We start from the raw sequence: 15,798 nt of genomic DNA on the forward strand, positions 1-15,798 counted from the left end.
CCTGCCTATGGCTGGTTGGCTGGTGTTGCGGGGGTGAATTTGTCTTCGAGGTAGCGGTTGCGGGGTGTCATCATCCACGCGCCGGTGACCATGACTGCGCCGGTGCCGGCGAAGACGAGAAGGGCCGTGGTCCAGCCGCCGGTGAGGGAAAAGATGGTGCCGCCGAGCAGCGGGCCGAGGGTGCCGAAGAGGTAGCCTACGCCCATGGCGAACCCGGCGAGGGCCGCGGAGCCGGCGGCGGTGCGGGTGCGCTTGTTGAACATGGTGATGGCCAGCGGGAAGGCACCGCCGCCAATACCCATGATGAAGACCCACAGCACCTGTGTCCCCGGTGCCAGTACCAGGCCGATGTAGCCGATGGGGGCGACGAGGCTGAGGGCGGCGGCAAGCGGGAAGACGTTTTTGAGTTTGGACGCCAGGATCGGGACGATGAACGCCATCGGAAGTGTCATGAAGGTGAAGGCGGAGAACGCGCCGGCGGCGGCACCAAGGTCCATGCCGCTGTCCTTGAGGATGGTCGGCAGCCAGGCGAGCATTCCGTAGGTGTTCAGTGAGGCCATCGCGTAGAAGAGGGCGGTGCCGACGGCGATCGGGCTGGTGACCAGCCGCGTTAGGCCCAGTTTCGGGCCGGATGCGGTGGCGGGGGTCGGTGTCCCGGCGGTGGCGGCGGTCCGGTTCCGGCGCAGGCGGACCAGCTGGATGATCCAGGGCAGTGCCGCGGCCAGGGAGAGGATGGACCAGGTGGCGATGGACGCCCGCCAGCCGGCGGCGTTGTTCAGCGGGACGGCGGTCATGGCCGGGAGTGTCGCGCCGGCCTGCATAAGCAGGGCGAACACGGTCAGCATGGCGGCCTGGCGGTCCGGGAAGTATTTCTTGACCAGCGGCGCGCCGACGACGTTGCCGATGCCCATGCCGAACAGCGCCACGACGCTGAGCACGAAGAACAACGGAATACTGTCCGTCAGGGCCCGGCCGAACGTTCCGGCCGCGGCCAGAACCATGGCCAGGGCCGCGGTGAGTTCCGGTCCGCTCCTGCGGATCAGCACCGGTGCCAGGAAGCCGGCGACGCCGAAGCTCAGGGTGGGGAGCATGCCCAGGAAGCTGGCGGCGGCAAGGTCCAGGCCCATTTCCTGCCGGAGCAGGGGAAGCAACGGGGACAGGCCCGTGACCGCGTGCCGCAGGGTGATTCCCAGCAGCACGATGCCGATGATGAGCACGACGCGTCCGCGCCAGAGGCTGCCCGGCCGTGGTGCCGGGAAGCCACCGGCGCGGGCCCGGCCGGCCGTGGCCGGTGCAGAAGGTGCGGGTGCCTGCGCGGGATGGGTTTGTGTGCTCATCAGACGGCTGCCTTGGAGTCGCCGTCGATGGGGAACATCTGGCCGGAGATGGTGCGGGCGTGCGGGCCGGCGAGGAACAGCACCAGCGCGGCGATGTCGTCGGGGTTGATGAACTTCTTGACAGACTGGTTGGCCATGGCGGAATCGATCTCGTCCTGGACGGTGCGGCCGGAGACGGAGGCGCGGCCTTCGAAGACGCCCATGATCCGGGGGCCGTCCACGGCGCCGGGATGGATGGTGTTCGAGGTGATGCCGAACGGGCCCAGTTCCATGGCGAGGGTCTTGGCGAAGCCGACCAGGCCCCACTTGGTGGTGGAGTAGCCAACGCGGTTCGGGTAGCCGAACCGGCCGGCGAGGGAGGACATCGTGACGATGGCCCCGGCGTCGGATTCCTTCAGCAGGGGGATGGCCTGCTGGGTGACGTTGAAGGTTCCCTGCAGGTTCACGCCGATCACGGCGGCGAAGGCGGCGGCGTCGTACTGGTCCACGGGGGCGGTGGGGCCGGCGATGCCGGCGTTGTTGACCAGGACATCCAGCCCGCCAAGCTGGGCCTTGACGTCCTCGAAGAGCGCGGCGACGGCTGCGGGGTTGCTGACGTCGGTGACGGACCCTGTGATGTTCGGGTTGCCGCCGGTGACCGCATTGACGGCGTCGGCGTTGATGTCTGCGATATGGACCCGGGCGCCGACTGCGGCGAAGGCCTTGGCGATGGCCAGGCCGATTCCATTGGCTCCGGCGGTGATAAGCACGCGTTGTGACATGGGGTGTTCCTTAGTCGATGCGCCGGGGCAGCGGAGACGGGCTGTCGGGGCGGTAATTTCCTTTACATGCAAAAGCATATACCTATTTCGCTGGCGAATTATCTATGATTTCGATCACCGTCGAAGGGCTGTTCAGCGGACGCGGGGTCTGCCGGCGGTGCGGTCACGGCCGGACGCGGCGAGCACCACCAGCACTCCGACGAGGGCTCCGATCAGGGTTTCGATGGCGCGGTCCTGGATGAGGGGGAGCGGGCCGCTCGGGTGGGCCAGTTCTGTGCTGACCAGGGCCAGCGGCGTGACGAAGGTCTGGGCGATGGTGTACTGCCGGGCGATGAAGCTTTCCGCGAGGAACTGCAGTACGGCAATGACCAGCACCAGCGCCCAGGGCGGGAGTTCGCCGAGCAGGATGACCCAGGTGAGCCCCAGGCCCGCCGTCGTGCCGAGGATGCGGTTGAGGGCCCGGCCAAGGCGGTGGGTCACCGTGGGTCCGGCGAGCGGGACCACGGCCGCCACCATGGCCCAGTAGCTGTGACCGATGCCCAGCAGGACGGCGATCGAGCCGGCTACGCCGGCGGCGGTGGTGTAGCGGACGGCATCGAGGAGGATGGCCTTCCGCTCGCCGGGCGTGAATGGCTCGGCCAGCGGCCGGGTCCAGGGGCTGCGGTGGCCCGGGTGTACCCGGGAGGAAACGGCGACGGCCAGGGCGAAGGCCACCGTCAGGGCGGCGGCCAGCATTCCCTGCCAGACGGGAGGCTGGGAAGGAACAGAGGAAATGGCGCCGAACGCGAAGATATGGAACAGCGATCCGGCCGGCTGGAGCCGCCCGAAACCGGTGCCGAGGGTTCCCAGGCCGGCGACAAGGGTGGTGCCGATGACAATGCCCCATGGCCCGATCCCGGCATGGGCACAGACCGCCCCGGCGAAAATGAACAGGAGCAGAAGCAGGCTGGCCTTCGCCTGGTGGACGAGCCGCTGCCGGTGGGGCTGGTTGCGCCCGTAGATGCCGGTGAAGGCTCCGAAGGACGCAAAGATCGTGAGGTCGATCCGTCCGGCCAGTACGAGCACGAGGAGCGGTACGCCGACGCCGACTGCGGTGCGGATCGCAGGGTGGTGATCGTTGCGGGCCGGGGTCAGCCGGAAGATTTCTTTGAAGTGGTGCAGCGGATCTCCTTCGAGGGGCAGCCGGCAGGGTGCCGGCGCACAAATGTATTTCTCTGGAGAATTATATCTGATGCCCTGCATCACCCGGAGCCGCGACCGTCAGGCGCGGCCGTTCCGGAGGTGTTGGAGGAGTGCGTCGAGGACCGGCAGTTGGCCACGTACCAGCCTGGTCCGGGCTTCGGTTTCCCTGGTCCAGGCGGCGCCGTCGATCTCGGGGTAACTCCGGACTGTGCCGGATCCCTTCGGCCATTCCAATGAGAAGGTGTTGCTCACGATACGGTCGGGTTCGAAGTCCGCCTCGGCCGTGAAAACTGTGATGACCTTGCCCGAAGGTTGCCGGAAGGAGCCTAGCCGGATGTAGTCGGCGGAGGGCGCGGGAGTGCCCATCTCCTCGGCGAACTCACGCTGCGCGGCCACCCACGGGTCCTCGTCTTCGAGGTATTCACCCTTGGGAATGGACCAGGAACGTGCATCCTTATGGGCCCAGAAGGGTCCGCCCATATGCGCGAGCCAGACCTCGACTTCAGATGCAGCGCCCCGGCGGAACAGCAGAATGCCTGCGCTCCGAACTGTCATTTGCCCTCCACCTGCCTGGGTTATCGGTGGGCGCCGGCGGGTGCCGTGGCATCAGGACCGCGCGGCCCCGTCGTGTTTTATGAGGGCCTGGAATTCCCCTGCCGGGAGGTTCCAGCCGGCCCAGTCCTGGGGGCGGGTGGAGGGCCGGCCCAGGAAATATCCTTGTCCGGCTGTCATGCCGAGACCTGTGACAGCGCCAAGCTCATCCCTGGTTTCGATCCCTTCGGCGATGAGTGCCGCTCCGATCTCTTCCGCGAGAACGGTCATGGCCTCGCCGAAGGCATGGCGCAGCGTGTCCGTGTCGATTCCGGCGATCAGATTCCGGTCAAGTTTGATGATGTCGGGTCCGAGCAGCCTGGTGTGGCGGATCGAATCGAAGTACGAGCCCACGTGGTCAACCGCGAGGCGGACTCCGCGCCGGCGAAGGGGCAACAGCGCCGGTACCAGGGCGGCGGCCTGCTCGGCAGTCAGGGGGTCGGTGAGCTGGAGCACCATGCGGTCCGGGGCCAGCGCCGATGCCTGCAGCACTTCCGGCAGCAGTGGGTCCAGGCAGGTGTCCGGGGACAGTTTCAGTGCCACGTACAGGTGCGCCGGCAGGGATTGCGCGGCGGTGAGGGCGCACTCCAGCGCCGCGAATTCAAGTTCGCTTCCCAGCCGTTCCTCGGCAGCTTCTGCGAACCAGCCGGCGGCGTCAGGTCCGTCGCTGACGAACCGGGTGAACGCTTCAACCCCGATGACGGCACCCGTGGAGAGATCGAAGATCGGCTGAAATGCGGTCAGCAGCATCCTGCCGTTCAGGACCGCCTCGATCCGGGAGGCGGACCGGAGGGCCATCAGGTGTTGCGCCAGCGCCTTTTCCGGCTGCCCGGGATGCGCGGCCACGTGTTCGCGAAGCTGATCCCTGGCCCGGGCCTCCCCGGGCGCCTGATCGGCCAGCACCGCCCTGATGATCTCCGAGGCCTGGCGGCGTATCCCGGAGTCGTCATCGCCGTAATGCGAGCCCGGAAGGGGCTCGGCGGGAGGCTCGCTCCCGTAGTGTGCGGAAAAGAATAACGGGTCCCTCGCCATGGGCTATTCCTTTGTTCCTCCGTTCCGGCTGAGTCCGGAACAGTGCTACCGCTTCCGCTGAATCCAGGACATTAGGCCCTTGGAAAGCGGAAGACAGTGAAAGAACTGTACAACGGTACCGGGCTCTCTGGCGCGTGCGGAGGCAGAACTCTTCTGTATGACTTCCGGCAACGCGCCCGACGACGGGCGCGGCACCTTCCCGACCGGGTGAGGCAGGACGGTACCGCCGCCGTCGTCGTTGTGGGTTCAGGGCGCCGTGAGCGCCAGATCGGCAGCGGCTGTTGTGGCGGGAGTGTGTTCGGCGGGCTCGCGGTGGAATTCGCCGTTTTTCATGACGGCGGTGATCCTGGTGATGTCCTGGAGGATCGTGATGTCCTCCAGCGGGTTGCCGTCAACCAGGATCAGGTCGGCATAGAATCCGGGCAGCACCTTGCCGAGCTCGTCGGGCTTCTGGAACAGTTCCCCGCTGAGTGCTGTGGCCGCAATGATGGCTTCCATCTCGTGTAGCCGAAGAGCTTGACGAAGTGCTCAAGGTCGCGGGCGTAGGTGCCGTGGGGGTCCAGGCGAAGCCGTAGTCCCCGCCGGGGAGGACGCGGATGCCGCGGCGGCGCATTTCCTGGATGGCTTTGCAGGCGACTTCGAGTTCGTGGGCGTAGCCGGAGTACTCGTGCTGATGCTCGATGACCAGCCGGGTACAAAGCTCCGGTGAGCCGGTCTCGAACGCTTCCAGGATCGGGACGTGGGCTTCGGCAGCGGCGTGCAGATCAACGTGGCCGCGGACGACGGTGGCCATGGTCCGGGCTTCAACAAACAGGGAATCCCAGATTTCCATCATGAGCCGGTTCCCGGAGGCCGCGACCACTGCCCGGTGAAACTCCGTGCAGTACTTGGCGAGGCCGTGCGCATCCTTTGTTGCCGCGGCTTCGCGCATGCCGGACAGGGCCTCGCGGAGCGGCCCGGGGCCGGCATACAGGGCCCGGTAGGCATGGGCGGCCGCGGTTCCCTCCAGCGCCAAACGGACCAAGTAGACCTCGGCGAGGTCATCCTGGGAGGGGGCGCGGACGAAGGTTCCGCGCCGGGGGGAGGCTTTCAACCAGCCGGGTGGAGGACCGTTCCCGCAACGCTTCGCGTACCGGGGCCTGGCTGACGCCGAACTCCCTGGCAAGCTGCAGCTCCACGAGCCGGGTGCCGGGAGCCGGGAGGATAGGTGCCGTCAACGACCCGGTCCACAATGGTCTGTTTGACCTTTTCCGAGAGGCCCTCGTTCTCAAATGCTGCTGACACCGCCATGTCCCCAGCCTTTCACAATGCCCGCTTCGCACCGGCTGCTTCAGCGCCCTCAAGCGGATTCCACGGCCCGGCCGGCCTCCGGCGTGACCTGCCCGGTATCAAGTAGCACCCCGGTCGAAACGAGTCTTCGGTGAATCATGTCAAGATGCCCGCGTAGCGCTTGTCGAAGAATCATTTGAGAATGCCCGGATGGTCGGCTGGCTTTTGGGGCCTTGCTTTGCCGTGGTCAAGGTGAGGAGCTCGGAGCATAAGGCTTGAACCTGGCGTTGGATTGCGGCTGGATTCAAGGGCTTGTTTTCCCCCTTCAACTTGGCCTTCACGACTTTCCGGACTGTGCCCTCGTCGGTGAGGACCAGCTCGTACGGGGTCCCTGGCAGGTCATACTTCTTGATGATCTTTGCGCCGGTTCGGATCTTTTGGACGAGTTTCTGCTGGAGCCCGAAGTGGTTGGTCAGCTGCCCGTGCAGTGCCCAGATCCGGTTCAGCAGCTCCAGCTCAGCAGCCGTGTCGTAGCGGTGATATCCGACGGTTTGCCGGACCACGTGCCAGTTCTTCTGTTCCACATGGGCGCCGTCATTCTTGTTCCGGGACCTGGACCTGGTGAAGGTCAGTTGCTCCTGTTCACACCACCGCAGCAGCTCCCAATTGATGAACTCGCTCCCGTTGTCCGAGTCGATCCCGACGATCGGGAACGGGAACGCCGCGGTGGCTTCCATGATCGCGGCGAACGCCCATTTCTGGGCCTTGTTCTTCACCAACCGGGTCGCGGTCCACCCCGTGGAAACGTCAGTGATCGTCAGCGTGAAACAGAACTCACCCTTGGAATTTCCGCCCTCGTGGCAGACCAGATCGATCTCGACAAAACCGGGCACCGCATCGTCCCACTCGGCCCACGTCCGCATCGGGATCGAGTCCTTGAGCAGTGTTCCTGGCTTGGTGTGGGAATGGCCTTTTGGATCGAGTTTCCCCGATCTGCCTTGAGCCGACAGTCGATGGTGGCCGGGGCGATCTTCAACAGCAACGCCGCCGTTCCATCCTCGATACTCAGCTCCTTGAACCGGCGCAACCGGGGAACCAGATCCGGCAGTGCTGCTGCCAGCAGGCGCCCGCACGGGGTGCCCTGCGCGGCTCAGCAGAACCGCAGGGCCTCAATCACGTCCTCCCCGTAGAGCGGGGGCCTGAGGTGCCTGGGCCTGACCTGTTTGAGCACCCGTGCCTGGCGCAGCGCCTTACGCGCATGATCACGGTGCCAGCTGGTCAGGGCACATAGCTCGTCCAGGATCGCCTTCTTGCCGGCCCGGTCCGACCGGGCATATCGGAGGGCGGTGGTCTTCGTGACGGCCTTGCGTTCGCTCATCGAGAGCTCTATGGCTCACAGTGCCGGGCCAGCGGATACCACCCCAGCAGACGCGCCGCTACGCGGGCATCTTTGATGAGTCAACGCGGAGTCTTCGGTCCGCGGGGATTGAGGCGTATTCTACGTCCATAGTCCCGCCGCAGGGCCACAATCCTGGAGGAATGATGCGCTGGTTAAATGGTTCTTTTCACAAGTTGCCAAACCAAGCAACGGCTAAGCCGGAGCGGCCGGGTGGAGGAGGCCGGCAGAGGTGCAAACGGTGGGCTTCTGCTGGCAGCATCCTATTGCTTGTTACGGCGTCCCTATCAGGCGTCGCTATCCCGGCCCACGCTGCGCCCACAACGATTGTCAGCCTCACTTTGGATGACGGCAATGCCAACCAGTTCGCCGCCGCTCAGGTACTCAAGTCCCATGGACTGGCGGGTACGTTCTTCATCACGACCAGCTGGATCGGCACGGCCGGGTACCTGACGCAAACGAATCTGCAGACCCTGGCCAGCGACGGAAACGAGATCGGCGGCCACACCGTCACCCATCCGGACCTGACTACCCTGAGCCCTTCGGCCGCCGCGGCCGAGGTCTGCAACGGCAAGACGACCCTGGAAAACTGGGGCTTCCCGGTCCGTAATTTTGCCTATCCCTTCGCTTCGGAAAACGCCGCCGTGCAGACTGCAGTGAAGGACTGCGGCTATGCCAGCGCCCGTGGCCTGGGTGACATCACCTCGCCGGCCAGTTGCGCGGGATGCCCCTTCGCGGAAACCCTGCCGCCGGGCAACCCCATGGTCACCAAGGCGCCGGACGAAGTCGACAGCACCTGGACCCTCAAGAACCTGCAGGACTTGGTCACGAATGCCGAATCAACCGGCGGCTGGCTTCAGTTGACCTTCCACCACATCGCGGTCGGCACCGACCCGACGCTGACCATCAGCCCCGCGCTCTTCGAGAGCTTCATCACCTGGCTCGCGGCGCGGACGGCCAATGGATCGACGTCGGTCCGAACCGTTGCCCAGGCACTAGGCCAGTCCGCGGCAACGGCACCGGCACCGGCACCCGCACGATGAGCGCAGACGCCGGGCCGAGGTCGCTCTGGTCTGCGGGCTTCACCCGGGTGTCCGGGCGGACGTCGGGCGCAACAGCGGACCCGTCGCCACGGCGGACGAAATAATCCGGGACGTCCGAATGCCGGGGGAGCGGTGCAGGCAAGCCGATGCGCAAGGGCTGGGATGAGATACCGACAACGTCCGGGTGAAAGTCCAGGGACATCAGGTGATCACGTTCGCACCAGGATTCGAACCCGATATGGCGCCCGTTCGTCCCGCACCACCACAAGCCGGCGAAGTTGCTTTGGCCCTTGAACGCTCCCGCTACGGCTGGTCGGGGGCCACGACAGCGGACTTGTCCGTCCTCGCGGCAGCGCCGGGGCCAGCTACGACAACACACCCTACGCCCTTGGCTCAGCTTTCCCGCCCACCGGCGGAAATCAGGCCAAAGCAGTCATCCACGCATACGACTCGTGCGCACTTCTGGTGTTTAGTACCGTTTTTCCACCGGCGTATTCTGCAGTAACAGAAACCAGAGAACCGCCGCGTGCGGCAAGCAAGGCCGTGTGTTCGGCTCGTGTCCACGCTGTCTCGAGGAGGCATCATGGAGGGTGAGAGCGATGGCAATCGAGCTAGACTGAGCCCGCGCGTCCGGATCGCGGTGAACGTGTTCCTGCTGGCTGTGCTGATCATCGTTTCTGTGGGCATTGCCAGCGGTGTCCTGCCGTTCTATGTTGTGGGAGCCGCGATAACGGGACTCCTCGTGGGCCAGCCCTCCGGCGCGGATCGTAAGCCCCCGACCGCTATCGAGGGACGTCTTGCTTGGTGGAAGCGCAGGGAACGCGGGACCTTCTATACAGCGTGGTGGGTGCTCATGCTGTTGGCTGGTTTCCTGATTCCATGGCTTTCCGTCGACGGAGTGGACTGGCGAACGGCATTGGTATTAGGAGTCATGGCCATCCCTCCGTGGATCATTCTCCGCAATCCTCCTGAACGTCCATGGACCCTGGCCGGCTTACGAAGTACGACGTCAATTGCGTGATCGTTGCGGACCGTTAAAGGATTCTCCTAGCGTTCATGGGGGTTTGCCTCGTTTCGGGTGCCGGCACGGGGTTCCAGTCCGATGGCTTTGTAGCATTGGTCGATTAGTTCCATGGTTTGGACGGCGTCGTCACTGTCTGTGGGCATGGGGATTCCGTGCCGGATCAGGGCGGTGAAAGCGTCCAGCTGATAGGTGTAGGAGGATCGTGTGCCCGGGTGTTCGATCCGTTGGCCGTCAGCCGTTTTCACCTCGAGGCTGTCATCGGTGTGAGGGAGGATGAAATTTGCCACGGTGGCTTGTCCCTGGCTTCCGATGGCGCGGTAGGTCATTTCGGCTCGGGTCCCGTTCATATTGCATCGTGCCGTTGCGGTGATTCCGGAGGGATAGACCAGATCAGCGTCAACCCATTCGTCCACTCCGGGCAGGCCGGTCCGTTCGGCTCCCCGGGCGTTGATGAGGGTGGGATTCCCGCCTGCCAGGGGGGCCATGGCCCGGATGGCATGGAGGCTGTAGCAGCCCAGGTCCATGAGTGCTCCGCCCGCGAGTGGCAGTGACCACCGGGGGTCTTCGGGTGGCGGGGGCGGAATCATCACCATGGTTTCGACGCGCTGGAGTTCGCCGAGTTCCCCGGAGGCGACGAGTTCGTGGAGTCTCTTTGTGACGGGGTGGTAGAGATAGTGGAATCCGTCGACGACCTTGACGCCCGCGCGTTTGCCTGCGTCGCGCACTTCTCTGGCTTCTGCTGCGTTGGCGGCGAACGGTTTCTCTGACAGGACGTGTTTTCCCGCGGCGATGGCTGCCAGGTTCCATCGTGCGTGCAGCGAGTTGGCCAGCGGGTTGTAGACCGCTTCGATCTCCGGGTCATTGACCAGCTCTTCGTAGGAGCCGAGTACCCGTTCGACGCCGTACCGGTCGGCAAAGTCCTGTGCCCGGTCCCGGTCGCGGGCTGCGACGGCCACCAGCCGCGCACCTGTCAGCCTGGCAGGTTCAATGATGGATGTGGGGCTGACGCGGGACGCTCCCAGGATGCCGATGCGCAGCGGTGCTTCTTCTGGATCCATCGGTGGAGTCCTTTCTGGTTTCTGATGTCGCCTTCGCCCGGCCGTATTGGTCACACCGTCCCGGCCCGGTGAGCTACTGCTTGAAGGCGGCGTCGAAGGAGGTGTTCGACGCCGGGAAGTCGTACTTTTTGAGGGCGGCGAGGGCTTCGGGGGCGCCGTGGAGGCGGTCCATGCCGGCGTCTTCCCATTCGATGCTGATGGGGCCGTTATAGCCGATCGCGGTGAGGGCGCGGAAGGACGATTCCCAGGGCACATCGCCTCGGCCTGCGGAGACGAAGTCCCAGCCGCGGCGCGGGTCGCCCCAGGGCAGGTGGGAGCCCAGGACCGTGTTGCGGCCGGTGGGGCGCAGCTTGGTGTCCTTGCAGTCCACGTGGTAGATCCGGTCCTTGAAGTCCCAGATGAAGGAGACCGGGTCGATGCCCTGCCACATGAAGTGGGAGGGGTCCCAGTTGAGGCCGAACGCTTCGCGGTGGCCGATCGCCTCGAGGGTGCGGACGGTGGTCCAGTAGTCGTAGGCGATTTCGGAGGGATGGACTTCGTGGGCGAAGCGGACTCCGCATTCGTCGAAGACGTCCAGGATGGGGTTCCAGCGGTCGGCGAAGTCCTGGTAGCCGGCCTCGATGACCTCTTCCGGGACGGGGGGGAACATCGCGACGTATTGCCAGATGGAGGAGCCGGTGAAGCCGACGACGGTGTCCACGCCGAGGGCTTTGGCGAGCCGGGCGGTGTGTTTCATTTCCTCGGCGGCGCGGGTGCGGACGCCTTCGGGGTCGCCGTCGCCCCAGACCTTGGACCCCACGATTCCCTGGTGGCGGAAGTCGATGGGGTCATCGCAGACGGCCTGGCCTTTGAGGTGGTTGGAGATGGCCCAGACCTTGAGGCTGTACTTTTCCAGGACGGCGAGCTTGGAGCCGACGTAGCCGGGTTCGTCCCAGCGCCAGGCGTCCAGATGGTCACCGGACACGGCGATTTCCAGGCCGTCATAGCCCCAGCCGGAGGCCAAACGCGCGACTTCCTCGAAGGGCAGGTCGGCCCACTGGCCGGTGAACAGGGTGTACGGGCGGGGCATGTCAGGCTCCTTGCCTTTACCGGATTCTCCGGCTTGGGGCTGATCGTCGGTTTCGGGTCGATGCGTCCGGATCAAAGGTTGTCGGTCCGGCTATCGCAACGCTTGCTGCCTTTTCGGATTTCCGTTCTTGAGGTCCGGGGACTGCGGGTCGGGTACGGCCAGGAAAATACCGGGCATTGCGGCCGCAGACCCCGCACCATGTGGTGAGTCCGGGATTCTCAGATGGCTTGGGCTTTCTTCATGCAGTCCTTGACGTAAGCATCGGACGCGCGAAGGTGTTCACCGATTTTTTCGAAGCTCCATCCCTGCGTTCCGTGGCATTTGAGGCTGGCGACGCCTTCATACCCGACACGGCGCAGTGTTCCCAGCATTACGGAGTGATCCAGTGTTCCGTCGGGGCGGGGGAGTTGCTGGTCGGCGGGACCGAAGTTCAGCCCGTCTGTGCCGTGGCGGTAGGCGCGGTCGATGTCCCAGATGTAGTAGTAGAAGAGCCGCTTGCGTTCGGCGAGGAACGTGATCGCTTCGCTGATGGTGTCCTGCATCACCCACAGGTGCGGGGGAGCGATGCAGACGCCGAGGTAGGGGTCGTCGATGTCGCGGATGAGCCGTTTCATCTGGGCGAGCGTGTCAACGCCTTCGTCCCAGCGCTGGTCTTCGTTGGCACCGGATTCGAAATCGGCGGCGAACGGCACGGTGAGATGGTTTTCGACCGCGATCCGGACTCCGCGGCGCGCTCCTGCTTCGACGATGGGTGGCAGGAAGGTGGAGACGAAGTCGGGGTAGTTGGCTTCGCAGTCGAAGATGAGGGTGTCGATTCCGAGGTCGGCGGCGAAATCGACACGCTCAAGGATCTCTTCCTGGGTCTTTCCGTAGACGGTGAGGCCGCAGGGTTTGACGCCGTATTTGTCCAGCACTCCGAGGATTTTGCCCGGGTCATCTCCCGGGTTGACGTGGTGGGCCAGCGGTGCTGCGGAGGACCAGAGGTTGACTTCCTTGAAGCCGATGTCGGCAAGGTCGCGGATCGAGTCTTCGAAGCCGTGGTCGTGGTAGGGGACGAGCTCGGCGGCGTATCTGAACATGGGTTCTCTCCTTCGGAGGGTCTGACGGGGTTTACCAGACGAAGACGGCTTTTTCGGTTTCGCGCTGGTCGAAGGCGCGGAAGGCTTCCTCGGCCTGATCGATGGAAAAGTCGTGGCTGATGAGCTTTTCGACCGGGATTTTCTGGTCGATGACGAGGCGGACGATTTCTTCCCAGTCGCTGATGGGGAAGTACCAGCCGCCGACGACGGTGAGCAGTTTTCTGAGCATCTGGTCGCTGGGGTTGATCTGCGTGGCCCGCGACTCACCGACGAACGCGACGGCGCCGAGCTTGGCGGCGGCGTCCAGTGCAGAGTTCTGCCCGGCGGGGTTGCCGGAACAATCGATGCAGACGTCCGCTCCGCGGCCCTGGGTGAGGTCCCGGATCTGCTGGACGGCGTCGGCTGTTGTGCTGTTGATGACGGCGTCCGCGCCGAGCGAGCTGGCCTGTTCGAGCCGGTGGTCGATGACGTCGACGGCGATGACGCGGGCGCCGAAGGCCTTGCCGATGAGTACCGCGGCGGATCCCATTGGTCCCATGCCGAAGACGGCGACGGTTTTTCCGCCGGCCACGCCGAGCTGCTTCTGCACGTGGTACTGGCTGCCGACCATGTCGGTCATGACCGCCCCGGCGCGGAAGCTGAGTTCGTCGGGGAGCTGAAGACAGTTGCGTTCGGGCAGCACGAAGTAGTCGGCGTCACCGCCGTGAACGTCGAAACCGAAACATTTCCACTGGTCACACAGCATCATGTAGCCGCTGAGGCAGTACTCGCAGAATCCGCAGCCCAGGGCGAGGTAGCCGGCGACGCGGTCGCCTTCTTTGACGTGGGTCACGGCGTTTCCGACCTTGACGACTTCGCCGGCTGCCTCGTGCCCGGGTATCACCGAGCCGTGGCCGGCGCCTTCGCCGCCGACGATCGGGGTGCCGTAGTAGATGCTCATGTCGCTGCGGCAGATCGCGGAGGCACGGGTCCGCACCAGCACCTCATGCGGTCCCGGCTCCGGGAGGTCGCGTTCCACGACGGTGACTCTTTTGTCACCGGGGAGGATGACTGCTTTCATCGTTTCTTCTCCAATACTCATTTACTTGACTGCACCGAAGGTCAGGCCGGCGACCATCTGGCGGCGCAGCACGACCATGAGCACCAGGATGGGCGCGACGATCAGGGTCGCGGCGGCGGTGATGTTGCCCCAGTCCGTGCCGTACATGCCGGTGAACTGCTGCAGGCCCACCGGAGCGGTCTTGGCTCCGCTGCGGGTCAGGGACAGGGCGAACAGGAATTCGTTCCAGGACAGGACGATGGTCAGTACGGCGGCCGTCGCGACGGACGGCACGAGCAGGGGCCAGATGATCCGGCGGAGGACCTCCCATGTCGAGGCCCCGTCGACCATGGCGGCTTCCTGGATCTCATAGGGCAGCTGCAGGATCGAGCTGCGCAGGATCCAGACCACGATGGGCAGGTTGAAGGCGGCGTACGGGATGATCAGGGCCGGGTAGGTGTCCATGAGCCCGAGCTTGCCGGCGAAGACGAAGACCGGGATGACGGCGACGATGGGAGGGAACATGTAGGTCGACAGGATCCAGGATGAGAGTCCCTTGCGGGCCCGGAAATCCCTCATGGTCAGGGCGTAGGCGGCAGGGACCCCCACGACGATGGCCAGGGCGGTGGCACCGAGACTGACGATTGCACTGTTGGTGAGCAGCTGACCGAAGCTCTCGGATTTGCCGCCGCCGGCTGAGAGCACGGAGGCGTAGTTGTCCAGGGTGGGCTGGAAGATCCAGGCCGGGGGGATCTGGTTGGCGATCCCGGCCGGCTTGATGGAGGTGATGAACATGAACAGCAGCGGCACAAGGCCGATCAGGAGCCATGCCCACAGGAAGGTGCGCCCGATGATGACGCGTGCCACGGCACCGCCGCGGCTCGTTGATGATGTGGTTGTCATTACATTTCCTCGGGGTCTGCTCGGCGGCCGATGATGCGCAGCATGAAGGGGATAAGGAGCGAGAGGATGATCAGGAAGACCACGCCCAGGGCGCAGGCGAGACCGACGTTGAAGCTTTGAAGGCCGACGCGGAATATGCCCAGGTTGATGATTTCGGTGGATTCCCCGGGACCGCCGCCGGTGAGGATCTTGAAGGAATCGAAGGTTTTGAAGGCCTGGATGGTCCGCAGCACGGCCGCGATGGCAATGAACGGAACCATTGCCGGAAAGGTGATGTGCCGGAACATCTGCCATGGGGTGGCTCCGTCGACCATGGCTGCTTCCCGGGGTTCCCCCGGCAGGGACTGAAGCCCGGCCATCAGGATCAGGGCGATGAACGGGGTCCACTGCCACATGTCGAGAATGACCAGGACGATCCATGCCGATGTCGGATCACCGAGCAGGTCGATGCCTTTGGGGAATCCGAAGACGCCGAGGTAGTAGCCTACCCACCCGTAGTTGGGGTTCAGCAGCTGCTTGAAGACCATGGCCGCGACCGCCGGCGTGACGGCGAACGGCAGCAGCATGAGCGCGGCCCCGACTTTGTTGGCGCGGGTCTGGGCCGCCAGGGGGAGTGCCAGGGCGAAGCCGAGGATCATCTCCAGGATCACCGCGACCGCGACGAAGCCGAACGTGATCAGGAATGCGTGCTGGACCGAGGCATTGGTGACCGCCGTGATGAAGTTGTCCAGTCCGACGAATTTGCCCACGCCCCCGAGGATCTTGTCGTTGCGGAAGGCCGAGTAGAAGATAAAAATGGCCGGGGCCACCGTCATCAGCAGCAGGACAAACATGGCCGGGGCCATGTAGACCCACGGGGTCGAACGTTTTTTCCAGGTCAGAGGCTTTCTGCCGTGCGGGCCGGCCGTGGCACGGCCGGCCGCGCGGCGGGAAGCGTCAACCGTCAAGGTCGCATCCAATGGTGCGGCGGTTGCTTTCATAATCGATACTCCTTGGGCGACCTTGAGCGGTCCGA

At 64.8% G+C, this 15,798-nt stretch carries 18 protein-coding genes; 2 read left to right on the forward strand and 16 right to left on the reverse strand.

Features of this window, described 5'->3' with window-relative positions:
• Positions 1-5: 5 nt before the first annotated feature.
• The 10 genes from E5206_RS12250 to E5206_RS19440 all read right to left on the reverse strand — a co-directional run bounded on the left by E5206_RS12250 (position 6) and on the right by E5206_RS19440 (position 7,550).
• Positions 6-1,337 carry an MFS transporter gene (locus tag E5206_RS12250; RefSeq protein ID WP_136322723.1) on the reverse strand — a complete coding sequence of 444 codons (1,332 nt, stop codon included), beginning with the start codon at positions 1,335-1,337 and terminating at the stop codon, positions 6-8.
• Positions 1,337-2,098, reverse strand: coding sequence for an SDR family oxidoreductase (locus tag E5206_RS12255; RefSeq protein WP_136322724.1), 762 nt, complete (start codon positions 2,096-2,098; stop codon positions 1,337-1,339). Before E5206_RS12255 ends, E5206_RS12250 begins: the two co-directional genes overlap by 1 nt.
• Positions 2,099-2,230: 132 nt before the next feature.
• Positions 2,231-3,340 (reverse strand): FUSC family protein, encoded by a 1,110-nt coding sequence (locus tag E5206_RS12260; RefSeq protein WP_240689685.1) that lies wholly within the window; start codon positions 3,338-3,340, stop codon positions 2,231-2,233.
• Positions 3,341-3,358: 18 nt separating this feature from the next.
• On the reverse strand, positions 3,359-3,835 hold the full coding sequence (locus E5206_RS12265) for an NUDIX domain-containing protein (RefSeq protein WP_136322725.1): 477 nt from the start codon (positions 3,833-3,835) through the stop codon (positions 3,359-3,361).
• 51 nt (positions 3,836-3,886) lie between these two features.
• On the reverse strand, positions 3,887-4,903 hold the full coding sequence (locus E5206_RS12270; RefSeq protein WP_136322726.1) for an EAL domain-containing protein: 1,017 nt from the start codon (positions 4,901-4,903) through the stop codon (positions 3,887-3,889).
• Between the two features lie 246 nt (positions 4,904-5,149).
• A complete protein-coding gene (locus tag E5206_RS19585; protein ID WP_168709240.1) occupies positions 5,150-5,401 on the reverse strand; it encodes an amidohydrolase family protein in 252 nt (83 codons plus the stop codon).
• Positions 5,295-5,996 carry a GntR family transcriptional regulator gene (locus tag E5206_RS19590; protein ID WP_346763447.1) on the reverse strand — a complete coding sequence of 234 codons (702 nt, stop codon included), beginning with the start codon at positions 5,994-5,996 and terminating at the stop codon, positions 5,295-5,297. Before E5206_RS19590 ends, E5206_RS19585 begins: the two co-directional genes overlap by 107 nt.
• The gene (locus tag E5206_RS19595; protein ID WP_240689694.1) at positions 5,944-6,120 is read right to left on the reverse strand and encodes a GntR family transcriptional regulator; all 177 of its coding nucleotides are present in this window, start codon (positions 6,118-6,120) and stop codon (positions 5,944-5,946) included. The genes E5206_RS19590 and E5206_RS19595 overlap by 53 nt, the downstream gene beginning before the upstream one ends.
• Positions 6,121-6,333: 213 nt before the next feature.
• On the reverse strand, positions 6,334-7,305 hold the full coding sequence (locus E5206_RS12280; protein WP_205759912.1) for a DDE-type integrase/transposase/recombinase: 972 nt from the start codon (positions 7,303-7,305) through the stop codon (positions 6,334-6,336).
• A gap of 17 nt (positions 7,306-7,322) precedes the next feature.
• Positions 7,323-7,550, reverse strand: a complete 228-nt coding sequence (locus E5206_RS19440; RefSeq protein WP_205759913.1) for a hypothetical protein — start codon at positions 7,548-7,550, stop codon at positions 7,323-7,325.
• A 359-nt stretch (positions 7,551-7,909) separates the two neighbouring features.
• Here E5206_RS19440 and E5206_RS12285 point away from each other — a divergent pair, with 359 nt between their 5' ends.
• Together E5206_RS12285 and E5206_RS12290 are read left to right on the forward strand one after the other, a co-directional pair.
• On the forward strand, positions 7,910-8,611 hold the full coding sequence (locus tag E5206_RS12285) for a polysaccharide deacetylase family protein (RefSeq protein ID WP_168709329.1): 702 nt from the start codon (positions 7,910-7,912) through the stop codon (positions 8,609-8,611).
• A 583-nt stretch (positions 8,612-9,194) separates the two neighbouring features.
• Positions 9,195-9,632: a hypothetical protein gene (locus tag E5206_RS12290; RefSeq protein WP_136322728.1), complete on the forward strand. Its 438-nt coding sequence runs from the start codon at positions 9,195-9,197 to the stop codon at positions 9,630-9,632.
• A gap of 26 nt (positions 9,633-9,658) precedes the next feature.
• Here the strand turns inward: E5206_RS12290 and E5206_RS12295 are convergent, their stop codons facing one another.
• From E5206_RS12295 to E5206_RS12320, 6 genes are all read right to left on the reverse strand, one after another.
• Positions 9,659-10,693 carry a Gfo/Idh/MocA family oxidoreductase gene (locus E5206_RS12295; RefSeq protein WP_136322729.1) on the reverse strand — a complete coding sequence of 345 codons (1,035 nt, stop codon included), beginning with the start codon at positions 10,691-10,693 and terminating at the stop codon, positions 9,659-9,661.
• 73 nt (positions 10,694-10,766) lie between these two features.
• Complete coding sequence (locus E5206_RS12300) at positions 10,767-11,762, reverse strand: sugar phosphate isomerase/epimerase (RefSeq protein WP_136322730.1); 996 nt, start codon at positions 11,760-11,762, stop codon at positions 10,767-10,769.
• Positions 11,763-11,980: 218 nt separating this feature from the next.
• Entirely contained in the window at positions 11,981-12,841 is an 861-nt protein-coding gene (locus E5206_RS12305; RefSeq protein ID WP_136322731.1) for a TIM barrel protein, read from the reverse strand.
• 31 nt (positions 12,842-12,872) lie between these two features.
• Positions 12,873-13,922 carry a zinc-binding dehydrogenase gene (locus tag E5206_RS12310; protein WP_205759914.1) on the reverse strand — a complete coding sequence of 350 codons (1,050 nt, stop codon included), beginning with the start codon at positions 13,920-13,922 and terminating at the stop codon, positions 12,873-12,875.
• Positions 13,923-14,783, reverse strand: a complete 861-nt coding sequence (locus E5206_RS12315) for a carbohydrate ABC transporter permease (RefSeq protein WP_136322732.1) — start codon at positions 14,781-14,783, stop codon at positions 13,923-13,925.
• The gene (locus E5206_RS12320; RefSeq protein ID WP_136322733.1) at positions 14,783-15,763 is read right to left on the reverse strand and encodes a sugar ABC transporter permease; all 981 of its coding nucleotides are present in this window, start codon (positions 15,761-15,763) and stop codon (positions 14,783-14,785) included. Before E5206_RS12320 ends, E5206_RS12315 begins: the two co-directional genes overlap by 1 nt.
• Positions 15,764-15,798: the final 35 nt, after the last annotated feature.

Origin of the sequence: Arthrobacter sp. PAMC25564 (genome assembly GCF_004798705.1) — a bacterium.
Lineage (GTDB): Bacteria > Actinomycetota > Actinomycetes > Actinomycetales > Micrococcaceae > Arthrobacter.

Bases quoted from the DNA above. Each gene is read 5' to 3' on its own strand.
- E5206_RS12265 (WP_136322725.1), bottom strand. From the start codon at position 3,835: ATGACAGTTCGGAGCGCAGGCATTCTGCTGTTCCGCCGGGGCGCTGCA.
- E5206_RS12290 (WP_136322728.1), top strand. From the start codon at position 9,195: ATGGAGGGTGAGAGCGATGGCAATCGAGCTAGACTGAGCCCGCGCGTC.
- E5206_RS12260 (WP_240689685.1), bottom strand. From the start codon at position 3,340: ATGCAGGGCATCAGATATAATTCTCCAGAGAAATACATTTGTGCGCCG.
- E5206_RS12305 (WP_136322731.1), bottom strand. From the start codon at position 12,841: ATGTTCAGATACGCCGCCGAGCTCGTCCCCTACCACGACCACGGCTTC.
- E5206_RS12255 (WP_136322724.1), bottom strand. From the start codon at position 2,098: ATGTCACAACGCGTGCTTATCACCGCCGGAGCCAATGGAATCGGCCTG.
- E5206_RS19440 (WP_205759913.1), bottom strand. From the start codon at position 7,550: ATGAGCGAACGCAAGGCCGTCACGAAGACCACCGCCCTCCGATATGCC.
- E5206_RS12270 (WP_136322726.1), bottom strand. From the start codon at position 4,903: ATGGCGAGGGACCCGTTATTCTTTTCCGCACACTACGGGAGCGAGCCT.
- E5206_RS12320 (WP_136322733.1), bottom strand. From the start codon at position 15,763: ATGAAAGCAACCGCCGCACCATTGGATGCGACCTTGACGGTTGACGCT.
- E5206_RS12315 (WP_136322732.1), bottom strand. From the start codon at position 14,783: ATGACAACCACATCATCAACGAGCCGCGGCGGTGCCGTGGCACGCGTC.
- E5206_RS19585 (WP_168709240.1), bottom strand. From the start codon at position 5,401: ATGGAAGCCATCATTGCGGCCACAGCACTCAGCGGGGAACTGTTCCAG.
- E5206_RS12310 (WP_205759914.1), bottom strand. From the start codon at position 13,922: ATGAGTATTGGAGAAGAAACGATGAAAGCAGTCATCCTCCCCGGTGAC.
- E5206_RS12300 (WP_136322730.1), bottom strand. From the start codon at position 11,762: ATGCCCCGCCCGTACACCCTGTTCACCGGCCAGTGGGCCGACCTGCCC.
- E5206_RS12295 (WP_136322729.1), bottom strand. From the start codon at position 10,693: ATGGATCCAGAAGAAGCACCGCTGCGCATCGGCATCCTGGGAGCGTCC.
- E5206_RS12250 (WP_136322723.1), bottom strand. From the start codon at position 1,337: ATGAGCACACAAACCCATCCCGCGCAGGCACCCGCACCTTCTGCACCG.